Source organism: Aquimarina latercula DSM 2041 (assembly GCF_000430645.1).
Classification (GTDB): Bacteria; Bacteroidota; Bacteroidia; order Flavobacteriales; family Flavobacteriaceae; genus Aquimarina; species Aquimarina latercula.
Genome location: NZ_KE387185.1, coordinates 814,981 through 828,000, shown reverse-complemented (window position 1 = coordinate 828,000; position 13,020 = coordinate 814,981). Strand labels below are relative to the sequence as shown.

Annotated in this window: 11 protein-coding genes; 2 read left to right on the top strand and 9 right to left on the bottom strand. The window is 31.3% G+C overall.

Features of this window, described 5'->3' with window-relative positions:
* Window positions 1-2: 2 nt before the first annotated feature.
* The 7 genes from H526_RS0121510 to H526_RS0121480 all read right to left on the bottom strand — a co-directional run bounded on the left by H526_RS0121510 (window position 3) and on the right by H526_RS0121480 (window position 6,819).
* Entirely contained in the window at window positions 3-563 is a 561-nt protein-coding gene (locus H526_RS0121510) for a TetR/AcrR family transcriptional regulator (protein ID WP_027394931.1), read from the bottom strand.
* Between the two features lie 93 nt (window positions 564-656).
* Window positions 657-1,919, bottom strand: a complete 1,263-nt coding sequence (locus H526_RS0121505) for a POTRA domain-containing protein (protein WP_035086189.1) — start codon at window positions 1,917-1,919, stop codon at window positions 657-659.
* A 58-nt stretch (window positions 1,920-1,977) separates the two neighbouring features.
* Window positions 1,978-3,240, bottom strand: a complete 1,263-nt coding sequence (locus tag H526_RS0121500) for a BamA/TamA family outer membrane protein (protein WP_035086187.1) — start codon at window positions 3,238-3,240, stop codon at window positions 1,978-1,980.
* A gap of 68 nt (window positions 3,241-3,308) precedes the next feature.
* Entirely contained in the window at window positions 3,309-4,040 is a 732-nt protein-coding gene (locus H526_RS0121495; RefSeq protein ID WP_051336270.1) for a hypothetical protein, read from the bottom strand.
* The gene (locus H526_RS0121490) at window positions 4,033-5,031 is read right to left on the bottom strand and encodes a glycoside hydrolase family 113 (RefSeq protein WP_027394927.1); all 999 of its coding nucleotides are present in this window, start codon (window positions 5,029-5,031) and stop codon (window positions 4,033-4,035) included. The genes H526_RS0121495 and H526_RS0121490 overlap by 8 nt, the downstream gene beginning before the upstream one ends.
* 86 nt (window positions 5,032-5,117) lie before the next feature.
* Window positions 5,118-6,038, bottom strand: coding sequence for a hypothetical protein (locus H526_RS0121485; RefSeq protein WP_027394926.1), 921 nt, complete (start codon window positions 6,036-6,038; stop codon window positions 5,118-5,120).
* A gap of 70 nt (window positions 6,039-6,108) precedes the next feature.
* On the bottom strand, window positions 6,109-6,819 hold the full coding sequence (locus H526_RS0121480; protein WP_027394925.1) for a DUF547 domain-containing protein: 711 nt from the start codon (window positions 6,817-6,819) through the stop codon (window positions 6,109-6,111).
* Between the two features lie 309 nt (window positions 6,820-7,128).
* On the opposite strand from H526_RS0121480, the gene H526_RS0121475 reads away from it, so the two are divergent.
* Window positions 7,129-8,430: an NAD(P)/FAD-dependent oxidoreductase gene (locus H526_RS0121475; protein ID WP_027394924.1), complete on the top strand. Its 1,302-nt coding sequence runs from the start codon at window positions 7,129-7,131 to the stop codon at window positions 8,428-8,430.
* A 3-nt stretch (window positions 8,431-8,433) separates the two neighbouring features.
* Window positions 8,434-10,071 (top strand): 4Fe-4S binding protein, encoded by a 1,638-nt coding sequence (locus H526_RS0121470; RefSeq protein WP_027394923.1) that lies wholly within the window; start codon window positions 8,434-8,436, stop codon window positions 10,069-10,071.
* 75 nt (window positions 10,072-10,146) lie between these two features.
* On the opposite strand, the gene H526_RS0121465 is transcribed toward H526_RS0121470, so the two are convergent.
* Window positions 10,147-11,424: a sensor histidine kinase gene (locus H526_RS0121465; RefSeq protein ID WP_027394922.1), complete on the bottom strand. Its 1,278-nt coding sequence runs from the start codon at window positions 11,422-11,424 to the stop codon at window positions 10,147-10,149.
* Window positions 11,425-11,709: 285 nt separating this feature from the next.
* Window positions 11,710-12,981 carry a sensor histidine kinase gene (locus H526_RS0121460; protein ID WP_027394921.1) on the bottom strand — a complete coding sequence of 424 codons (1,272 nt, stop codon included), beginning with the start codon at window positions 12,979-12,981 and terminating at the stop codon, window positions 11,710-11,712.
* Between the last annotated feature and the right edge of the window lie 39 nt (window positions 12,982-13,020).

Genomic DNA, 13,020 nt, shown 5'->3' with positions numbered 1-13,020 from the left:
TATTATACTTTATACTTAAGCTTTATATCTTCTAAAGTATCTAAAAACAAGCTGTTATCAGACATTGCATTAGATACAACAAGGCTTCCTTGTATACTTATTAAACCCTGTTTTGCAATTCTCGTTGATTGATCTTTACTAAGTCCGAACTCTAATCCAAATTCTGTAAAATTTCTTATCCATCTATTCATTTCTCCCTTTATTTGCTCTCCAAAAATTCCCATTCCTGATTCCATTGATAGTGATCGAAGTACACAGGTTTCTTTCCCATCATCATATAAATCCTTGATTCTGGTTAATGTCATTTCCAACCTTTTCTCTTTTGTTAATTTTTTATCTATTAATAATTCATACAGATTCTTATGCAACCAATCTGAAGAATACGATAAGACTGCAAGACCAATTCCTTTTTTCCCTTCCGGAAATCTATGATACAAACTTGCTTTTTTTAAACCAGCGCCTTCTGCTAATTCATTCAAACTAGCTCCTTCATAGCCTTTAGCTCTAAACACCTTATTAAGGCCATCCATTAATTGTTTGTCTTCTACTTTTACTGGTCTCATAATAGCACAAATGTAAGGATATAAAGTTTTTTACCAAACGTTCGGTTATTCATTAACTCGTTTTTAACACAAAAGAATATGATCTTATCATTATTAAAAATATTGCCCTATCCCAAATACAAACCCATTAGTAGCATCTTCGGTAACCCCATATCCATAATCTATTCTGAAGATTGCATTAAAAATACGTTTATGGATAAATCGTAATCCTATTCCTGGGTATACTCTAAAGTTTTGAGTGTCTCCAAAATCTCCAAAATCTCCTCCTGGATTTCGCCAACTACCTCCATCAACAAAAACATTACTTTGTAATACAAACCAATCTTTATCATATAAAGTATGTCTATATTCTGTATTTAATACAATCACACCAGTTCCTCTATCGATTGTATTACCTACCCCTCTAATATTTAGATTATTATCAACAGCAAAGGGAGCAAAAGGAGAATCGTCATTAGTTGCTAAACCAACCCTTAATCTAGATCCCCAATTCCCTTTTTTACCAATTCGATGGTAATACATAAAATCATTCCATCCAATTAAAAAATCTGGTAATACATTTTCTGTACTAATTACATATTGAAAGTTTGCTACACTTCTAAATCCTGATACATATTGAAAATAATAATCTAAATTATTATACTCATAGATTAACTTAAATAGTACTTTATTTACATCAAAATCTAACGGTACATTTGGGCCCGTAGCTCCATTTCTATATGTATAATCTTCATTAAAATAATTTACACCTAATTCTATTCTGTTTTGAAAATTAAATTGATACAATCCTAAAACCTCGTATGATGTATTATTATATTTATAATTTGCAGTGCCAGTATCTAAAAAAACGGGTTCTTGGGTAGTAAGACTTTGATAATTAAACGCTAAACCAAATCTTTTGGTAAACAAATATGGAGCTCGTACGTTTAATCCAAAAGAACTATAAATATCATCTTGATAAAACCCTCCTAAAGTAACATTCTGTCCTAAAAAATTAAATTCATATAAACCTACCCTAAAAGCAAATTCATCATTATTAGTAGTATATACATTCGCACTAGGAATTATAGTGAAATTCTCCTCAACACCATAAACTACTTTATAGCCATTTTCCTTTTTATGAACTTGATAATACGCGTGCGCAATGCTTGGTAATCGTTTTAAGCGTTTAATATCTTCTTCTATCTTGGTAGAATCTAATACTTCACCTTCTCGAATGGAATTCAGTTTTACAATTGCCGCTGTTCTTGTCTTTTTATTTCCTTGAATTACTATTTCAGAAATATTTCTTTTCTGAGCGTTTCCTAAAAAACAAAAACAAAAGGTCAGGAAGACAAGAATGAGTCTTTTTCGCATTTAGTTCTAAATATTTGAAGCAATTTTATAACAAAGGTACACCTTATTGCACTGCAAATCAAAAATATTGTCCAATCCCAAAGGTAATACCATTGGTTGCATCATTTCCAATTCCGTATCCATAATCTAACCTAAAAACCGCATTAAAAATTCTTTTATGTATCAATCTTATGCCCGCTCCTGGGTAAAATCTTAGTGTACTACCATCTATTAACTCCACGAGTTCTCCTCCTGGGTTTCTCCAGGTACCTGTATCAATAAAAACATTACTCTGAACTACAAACCAACCTTTTTCATATAACGTGTGTCTATACTCGGTATTTAAAACTATTGCAGCGGTACCTCTATCAATAGTATTTCCTGCACCTCTTATATTTAATTGATTATCTACAGCAAATGGAGCAAATGGAGTATCATCATTAGACGCATATGCTACCCTAAGACGATTAGCCCAATTGCCCAATTTACCCACTCTTTTGAAATACTCGAAATCATTTCTACCGATAAAAAAATCATCTAAAAGACCATCACCACCGGTAACAAATCGAAAATCTAAAAGGCTTCTCAAACCAGATACATACTGATAATCAATATCAATATCGTTATACTCATACTCTCCTCTGTAAGCAATTTTACTAGCAGAAAGGCGTGTAGGGATTTCTGAAGGTAAATCTTCTTCTATAAAATTATATTCTTCATTAGAGATATTAACTCCAACCTGTGCTTTATGATGAAAGTTAAATTCGTATAACAAATTAACTTCGAAAGCTCTTGTATCGAATTTATAATTTATCGTATTATCATTGTCAAGAAAAATAGGCTCTTGAGAAACTAGATTCTTATAATTAATACCAAAACCAAATTTATTTGTAAAAAGGTAAGGAGCTTCCCAATATCCACCATAAGAATCAAACACATCTCGTTGATAAAACCCTCCTAATATTTGATTTCTTCCGAATAAGTTAAACTCAAAAAGGGATACTCTATATGCAAATTCACCATTGTTATCAGTTGCTATACTAAGCCCTGGAATAATGGTGAAATTTTCTTCAATAGTATAGATAATTTGATACTCTGATCCTTGATTTTTTTGCACTATTGCTTCTGCATTTGCAATACCAGGAAGTCTTTTAAGTCTTTCTATATCTGTCGCTACCCTCAGAGAATCGTATACCAATCCTGGTTTTACCTTAACTAATTTCCTAATAAAGGATTCTTTTGTCCTTTTTAGTCTTGTAATTTGTAATTCTGATACTAGAGCATCTTGAGAAAAGCTTCCTTGATACACAAAGAAAATCAGTGCTATTAAGATTTTCTTCATAACATATTTTACACTCGTAGACGAAAAACATGTTATGATCTTACATAAAAGATTAAATAAAGTTAAGGCTAGAATCTTTTTTGAATAAACAAATTCACCCAATTATCTTCACTGACTCCCATAAGGGTAAAATTATATGAATTAGCTGCGTCTAACTGTGGTGGAATTTCTTGGGTGATATTTAAAACTACATTATCCGTTTTATAATATTGGAATTGTTTTTGAAAAGTATAGGTTCCAGAAAGCAATTCATCATCAGTATCAGAAATTACTTGAAAATATATCTTATTATCATTAAATATTCCATCTTCCCAATTAAATATTGGCATATTTTCACTATTTGTATTTACAACCACTTCATCGGTAAACTCTGTAGGTTTTGTTAGATGTTTTAATCTAATTGGATTTGATAAATGCAATTTTTCATTTTCAAAAAACGTAATAATTACCCACTTTTCTTCAGTTGTAGTTCTTGTGAATTTTTTTAGATATCCGTTAAAAATATCTGTTGGTGCTATCATTACCTGTTGATAGTTTTGATAATCATTTTTATCAGCTTCTATATTTGCTGTTTCAAAATATCTAATATCCGTTGCTCCAGGTCTAGGATATACATACGCAATAATGACATCTTCATCTGATTCAGATCCCGAAGCACACGCAATTACATTATCAATTTCTATTTCATTTAAAGCCACTAAAGATGTAAGAGATTCATCCAATTGAATCGTATTTTGATCTTTATTACAGGCCAATAAAATGCAACATAAGATATATACGATATAATTGGTTTTAATCATCTTTATACAATGTTTGTATTAACTTTTCTGATGGTTTATTTTGTATTGTAAATCTATTATTATCTTCTCCACCCACCTTATCATGGTCGTGGTACCATTTCCAAAGAAATCCTCCGGCAAACCATTGTTCTTTCCAGAATTCCTCATATAACGCTGTTAACGCATTATTCTGAGCTTTTAAATCTACATTTCCCTTTATTCTATTAGAAGCCCAAGGTTCTTTTCCTGTATAATGTATACTTCTATATCCAAACTCTGTAAACAAAACAGGTTTTCCTATTGTTTTTTGTAATGCTATTATCTTATTTTTATGCTTTTGCCAACCTTCCCTCATCTCCTCTACACTAGGCGTTTTACTCTCAGAAACCGGAAAGTAAGCATCTACACCAATATAATCCAATTGATTCCAAAAAGGAGCATTTGTGAACTGATCCCAATTCTCCGCATAGGTTAACTTACCCTCATAAACAGATCTAACTTTCTGTATTAACTGCTTCCAATATTCGGGTCTTTTCTGTACAAAAGTGTGCAATTCTGTACCAATACATAATATTGGAACATTTAATTTTTGCGCCAATTTAGCATACAGCATAATAAACCCTTCATAAGAGCTTTCTAAGGTTTTCCAATCCTCTTCAGAATCCATAGAAATATTACCCGTAAACTCACCTCGCCAAACCCAAATCTGTGGCTTCAGCATGACTTTAATCCCTTTTTGGTTTAGTAATTCAATGGTACGCTCTGCTCCATCTGCTCTCTCCCCCCACCATTGCCTTTCTGTATTAAAAACAACTGATGGTTCTTTCAAATTTTTCACAAATCCAAATGGCATCACAGCAGCCCAATTTGCATTTACTTTTACTACAGGATCTATATTTGTCTCATTAATCTCTTTTGGTGATGCGACAAAACTAACTCCATTGATTTTAGATTGCTGTCCTGAACAGTTCAAAAAACAAATACTAATCAGCAGTATAAAAAAACGTTTCATGATTATTTTTTATACCGCTGAAAATACAATTTATATTTTATAGTGCTTAAAACATTGCTCTTAAACCTAAGCTAAATGTTTGTTTTCTATAATACATATCTTAAACCTATATTGTATGATTCTCCAAGACCAGAATCATTTCCTCTTGCAAAATAACTCCATAATGCTTCAATATTAAGCGATTTTGTGAGTTGATATTTTGCTCCTGCTCCTACTGCAGTTAGGTCTTGCTCAAAATCATTATTTAAATCAATAAGTTGAAAATGTTGTACAAATACTTGTGCTGTAAACTTAGAGCTCGGAAAATAACTTAAGAACACTCCAGGAGTAAGACGGAAGCTGTCATTTGCAAAACTACCTTCCGATCTGCCATCGCTATTAAACTCAAGGTCCTTACCAAAATTATATTCAGTATTTAGATCAAAGAAAAGCTGCCACTTATTACTATTACCTAAAGCAAGGTCATAAAAGAATCTGTTTTGAAAAACAAACCCATCTTGATCAAAGAAAACACCATCATCAAACTCACTTTTTATTGTCGGAATCACCAAGCTACTTTGTACAGAAAAATTACTCAGACTTTTAAAAGGGACAAATTTTACACTTGGAGCGATACTGGTAATACCACTTCTTGCTGATCCACTTTCTCCATCAAAACTAAATACATCAAAAGCACCACGGTCTCCTATTGTATTAGATCTAAATTCAATAATCGCACCTACAGTAATTCTTCTATTTTCTGAAATTCCATAGAAAACATCTAATGTCGAAGTAAAGAAGTTTTCTCTATCAGCAGAAGATACATCTCCATCAGCATTTGCAATACGAGTTTGTGTATAAAGATTATTAAACCATTTAACATCTACTTGTCCTTTTCCAATCAATTTTGAAGGAGTAAGATTTTGTATTACAGAACCATTATCTTCTGCATCATCATCTTGCGCAAATCCAAAGCTTACGGTTAGTAATAAAAAAAGTGCGGTTATTATATTCTTAGTTAATCTCATGATTTAAATATGTTTATTATTAGATTAAGTATTTATTGGATTACTTGTAATCCTTATTTATAGGTTATTATTATTTTGCTACGTTTAAACTCCAATTATATGGGTAGTATGATATTCTTGCATTCGCAGGAATTTTTTCTTTTCTAAACTGGTTTACATAATCTATTTCTGAACCATTTTGAGTAAAGTCTCCTTTATACCATTCGAAAATTTGAGAAAGTTGTACTTTCTTTCCTTTTACTTTAATAAAGTTAGGATTGTTTAATGCTATCGTTGTTTGACGCTGTAATTGTTTTTCTAAAAGCGAAGGAGTATAAGCTTCTGAAATTATTGGAGGGCATCCTAACCCAGCACAAACCAGTGCAAAGTGAAAACGTGCTTCGGTTGGAAAATTCTTTCTAAGAATCTTATTTTCCAAATCATTTAATGTTGTTGATTTACCCGCTAAAGTATATTTAATCTTATCAAAAAAGCCCTTGATATTAAGTGGTGATTTTGTTGGATAATTATTAATTACTCCTTTAATAACAGATAAATTATATCCATTAATATAAAATGCTTGAAAAGTTTTAGCATCACTTTTAGAAACACTTAAGTTGGCAGCTATATCCAATAACCCATCCAATTCCTTAGGATCACTTTTTATTGCTTTATAATCTACTTTACCATTTGTTACATGTTTTTTAAAAAACGCATCAGATTTGGTGAAAAATTCTGTTGTGCTTTGCGAAAAGCTAACAGTAACCATTAGCAAAGTCATTATAAAAATTATCTTTTTCATTGTTTTAAGTTTTAAAAACTTCTTATTATGAAGTTGGTTTAATACAAGTTAAGTTTACCTTGGTAACGGGCATTGAGTCGGAGCGTCTATATGCTACTTACAAATTATTTTCAATTTGTTTGAAAGAATTTTTTATTCATTTATAAAGAAAATCATCGTTCGAATTCTTTACTAAAACTTACAAAAACTTAGCTTTTTAGATTAATTCTAAATTATTAATGTTGGTTAAGTTCTTATATTTATAAACGACTTACGCACAGAAGCTTCATTTTAAGAACTAAAATTGAAAATCAACTAACACACACCTCTATGGAACATATTGTAATTATCGGCAACGGAATTTCTGGTGTTACTGCTGCAAGGCATATCCGGAAAATGTCTGATAAAAAGATTACTCTCGTATCTGCCGAAACAGATTATTTCTTTTCTCGTACTGCGTTGATGTATATATACATGGGACACATGAAATTCGAACATACGCAACCTTATGAAAATTGGTTTTGGGAAAAAAATCGTATTGAATTAAAGAAAGGGTTTGTTTCGAAAGTAGATCACCAAAAAAATCAATTGATTTTTGAAGGTGGAGAAAGTCTGCAGTATGATAAACTAATAATTGCTACAGGTTCTAAACCAAATAAATTTGGATGGCCAGGTCAAGATCTAGATGGTGTTATGGGAATGTATCATAAACAGGATCTTGAAAATTTAGAAAAATATGCTCCTAATAATAAAGTTTGTAAAAGAGCTGTTATTGTTGGTGGTGGTTTAATCGGAATAGAATTAGCAGAAATGCTTAACTCTAGAGGAATCCCTGTTACTTTTTTAGTAAGAGAAGATAGTTTCTGGAATGGCGTTCTTCCTGCTGGAGAAAGCGGAATGATTAACCGACATATAAAGAATCATCACATTGACCTTCGTTTAGGTTCCAATTTAAAAGAAATCATTTCTGATAAAGATGGAAAAGTGAAGTCAATAATCATTCAAGAAACTGGAGAAGAAATAGCGTGCAATGTTGTTGGGCTTACCGCTGGTGTATCTCCCAATGTAGATTTCTTAAAAGATTCTGGAATTGAATTAGGAAGAGGTGTTAAAGTAAATCGTTTCTTAGAAACAAATATTTCTAACATATATGCTATTGGTGATTGTGCAGAACAACACGAAGCTATTGGAAACAGAAGACCAATAGAAGCAGTATGGTATACCGGAAGAATGATGGGCGAAACTGTTGCACAAACGATCTGTGGAAATAAACTAGAGTATAAGCCTGGTCACTGGTTTAATAGTGCCAAATTCTTGGACATCGAATATCAAACATATGGATGGGTATTTGGTAGACCTCAAGAATATGAAGAACAATTCCATTGGATACATCAAGATGATACAAAATGTGTTACCGTTTCTTATCATAAAGAAACTAGAGAGTTTCTAGGAATAAACACTTTTGGGATTCGAATGCGTCACGAGGTATTTGACAAATGGTTAACCGAAAAAAGAGATGTAGACTATATCATCTCCAATTTATTAGAAGCCAATTTTAATCCTGAATTCTTCAAACATTTCGAAAAAGATATTTTAAATGCTTTCCAAAAGCAACAAACAATAAACGCATAAACAATGGCAGTAGAAAGAAACATGGCATTAACAGGACAACCTCCTAAGAGCCTAAATACAAAACAAAAGATTGGTGTTCTAGTTGGAATGACTGGACTACTTATATTATTACTAGCTACCTTTAATCTCAATTTACCTAATAAAGCTACTTGGCTTACCTTATCATTATCAGCTATAACTATAGGTATTGTTATCTTCTCTAAAGGTGCATATGACAAAAAATTAGAAGGTATAAAAAATGATGCAGTTTGGTTTAATTCTATGTCATCAAGAGGAGTCCTTGCCTGGATTGCAGGAATAGTACTTACAGGTTTTTATGTTGTGTTGTACTTTTTTGCTGATTTATTAGGACTAGGGCAAGGAGTAGATGGTGCTAATACTGGCTTAATCGCTTTATTCGATCCATTGAGTTATGCTTTTAAAAATGAACAAGCAAGTCAGTGGTTTGTATATGGGACATTGTATACCATCGCTATCATAGGGTTTGGAATAAAGTTTATTATGAAGTATAAACATAACCGCTATGAACAATTACGTACAGTGAGTGTAATATTTTTCCAAACCGCATTTGCGTTTGTGATTCCTGAATTAATGGCTCGCTTAAACTCTGATACATTTTCTTTACCTTATAATGATCTAAAAAATATGTGGCCGCTTAATTACTATGCGTTTGAACAATGGAGAGTAGATCAATTTATTAATGCACAAAATATTGGTTTATTCTTCTTAATCTTAGCCGTATTAATGGTGTTTGTAATTTCTCCTTGGTTAACATACAAATATGGAAAAAGATGGTACTGTTCTTGGGTTTGTGGTTGTGGAGGACTTGCAGAAACTGCAGGAGATTCTTTCCGTCAATTATCTGACAAGAGTGTAAAAGCATGGAAAATAGAAAGATGGATGATCCATACGGTATTAGTGTTTTCAGTTATCATGACTGTTGCAACAATTTCAACCTTTTTAGGATATGACGCTACTAAATACTGGTTTACAAAAAATGTATTTTTAATAAGTGTAGGAGTATTTTTAACGTTACTTTTTGCAGGTATTCTGTATTATAAGAGAAAGCAACTTAACAAAAGTGCTGTTGCTGGAGCAACTGGCTTCTTAATATTTACTATTGCATTTCTTGTTTTAATCAGTTTTGTAGACTTAAGTCAAATACAAATTCAGGCTAAATACTTTTCATTTGGTTTAAACAATAACAGCTATACTGCAGATAGTGCACTTAGAGCTTTTTATGGTTTTGGTATTGGATCTATTTTCTCTGGTGTTATTGGTACTGGCTTTTACCCAATTCTTGGAAATAGAGTTTGGTGTCGCATGGGCTGTCCAATGGCAGGAATATTAGGAATACAACAACGATTATTTTCTAAATTTAGAATTACTACTAATGGAGGTCAATGTATCTCTTGCGGTAATTGCTCTACGTATTGTGAAATGGGGATCGACGTAAGGTCGTATGCTCAAAAAGGAGAGAATATTGTACGATCAAGTTGTGTAGGATGTGGTATTTGTTCTGCAGTATGTCCAAGAGGTGTATTAAAATTAGAGAACGATAACTTAGATGGAAGAATCAATTCTAACGAGATTCTATTAGGAAATGATGTCGATCTTATGGATTATGTGAATAATAAATAAATTCAAAAACATCAATAGTATGAAAAAACAGCCTAAATAGGCTGTTTTTTTATTTACAAAAGTTTAGTTCGTAAATTAGGCACTCATTGTATTGGGAAAATATAAATTAATCGTTGTTCCTTTGTTGTATTCACTCTCTATTTCTAAAACTCCGTTCTGTTTTTCTACTAGTTTTTTAGCTATACTTAACCCAAATCCTGTACCTCTTTCATTTTCTGTACCAGTAGTAGAATTGTTTCTTTCTTTTTCAAAAAGATTATAAAGACTATCATTACACATTCCGATTCCTTTATCTTCTATAGCTATTCTTACCTGTCCACCTATTTTTTCTGATTTTACAATAATATCTGAACCTCGGTGCGAAAATTTAATGGCATTTGCTATCAAGTTTCTCATTACAGTTTCCATCATTGCTGGGTTTATTGTTACTTTTAAATCTCTAGGCAACTTATTTATTAGACTAATCTCTTTATTTTTTGTTTTTAAATCAGAAAACGCAAAAACCTTATCTACTATGACAGAAATCTCTTTTGTCTCCAATAAAACTTGTGATTGTTTTTTGTAAATGTTTCCCCATTCTAATAAATCCTCCAACAAATTATTTCCTTTATCAGCAGCTTGTCTTATCATATTTCGTATCTCATCTCTTTCTTCATCATTCTCTACTTCATCTACCATGTCAATTAATGATCTAAGTTGATAAAATGGAGTTCTAAGATCGTGACCTATAATCCTAAACAAATCATCTTTGGATTGATTCATTTCTTTTAATTCTTCATTCTTGATGCTTATCAATCTATTTGCTTCTTTAACTTTTCTAGATAACTGTACAAGTAAACGCTGACAGAAATATGCCATAAGACCACCACCACTAACAATAACAAAATAAAAAGCAAACTTCTCTAAAGGAAAGCTAGGGTAATAAAACATACATAATCCTATGAAAAGAAAATTAATCGTTAGCAAGAAGATAATATGTCTAAAATGCACCAACATACCTACTGCAAAAAATAAAAGAGATACAATTACTTCTACTTTTAGGAAAAATGATTCAAATATGAAATTAGGATCATCTACGCCAAAAAATATCGTTGACATCATACCTAAAACGATAGTATATACGGATAAGGTAAGTAGTTTTGATTTTCTAATAAAACCACTTCTCTGCAATATTAAACCAAGAGTAACTATAGAAAATGTAACAACAGCTCTGTTAAAATAAGCACTTAATCCAGCTTCATTAAACTCAACTAAGCCATCAAGTATTATTCCTGGTAATGCAATAAACATTACCGTAAACAAAACCTTATCAAACTGAAAGAATCCGGGTAACTTTTTAGATGTACTATTCATATTAACATCGATTTATTTAGCCCCGTTAAAACTTATCTCAATATAATGAAATTTATCTATGTATCGTTAAAAACAACTAAATAATCGATGAAATACACATTTTTTGATAAAAAAACTACATTTGGTAAGAAAAAACAAACCAATATTTAACTTTTCTATCAGCTTATAAATATCAACAATAAAGAATATTGTCGAGTTAGAAACGATCTAAACTTAAAGAAGTGATCAAAAATTCTTTCTTAATTTGTAGGAAAAAGAAGTAATCTAATACTATTTTTGGAAGTATTAAGCTACCAAAGGAAAAGTGAGTACTACTTTTGTTCCTTTTTTCAATTCACTGTCGATTGAAAGTGACCCCTTTTGTTGTTCTACAAGTTTTTTTACAATTCCTAATCCATAGCCAGTTCCTTTTTCATCGGCGGTTCCAGATGTTGATTTAACCTGATCAGAAAATAGCACCGTTAATTGTTCGGAACTTATACCTACACCTTTATCCACAACCGATAAATCAATATGGCCATTATTAATACTACAATTAACTATGATTTTCGATTTTGGATGAGAAAACTTAATGGCATTTCCAATTAAGTTTCTAAAAATAGTTTCCATCATAGAATTACTTATTCTCAATTTTATATTTTCTGGTACCTCATTGATCAACGTGATTTCTTTAACATTGCTATTAAATTTATAAAACTCGAAAGTCTTATTTACAATTTTAGCAATTGAAAACTCATCTAAGTTTATATCACTATGATCCACATCTTTCTCATCCCAACTTAACAGATCTTCCAAAAGTTCGTTTCCTTGAGTAGCTGATTCTTTTATAAGATTAAGATATTGCAACTTTTCATTCTCATCCTTACTTTCTGAAATAAGGTCAATTAGCAGACTCATTTGATGAAAGGGGGTTCTTAAGTCATGACCAATAATTCTAAATAATTGATTTTTTGTAGCATTCATTTTTTTTAATTCAATATTCTGCTTTTCTATCAGTACTCTTGCAGACCTAATTTTTCTAAAAAGTGATTGTACAAATTTTTTACCTGCATAGGCTATAAATCCACCACCCGAAACCAAAACTCCACAAAAAATAAATCTCATAACCGAATGTTCATTGCCAATTGTTAATGCACAACAAATAATGAATAAAATATTCATCGTATTTAGTATAAAAAGATGCCTTGCATGTATCAACGTACCCGCAGCAAATATGACCGTAGCAAAAATCATTTGAACATGTATAAAATTGTATTCAAACGCAAAACTGGAATCAAAATAACCAACAATAAAAGTGTAATCAATCGCAATTCGAATTGTATATAAGGATATTACGATTAATTCCTTTTTTGTTATCAGATTAAGTTTAAGTATTACTAATCCTAAGGTAAGAATGATAATATTAGTAATATCTCTATAGAAATACAAACTAAATCCAGTATTTAAATACTCTAAATAACCATGAAGCGCGGTAGCTGGAAGTATCACACAAAAAAAAGGTGCTAATACTCTATCATATTTCCAGGTACTATCAAATGCTAATAGCTTCAATTTCATAAATGCGATTATATTTTTTTTAAATAAAAAAAGAAAAAT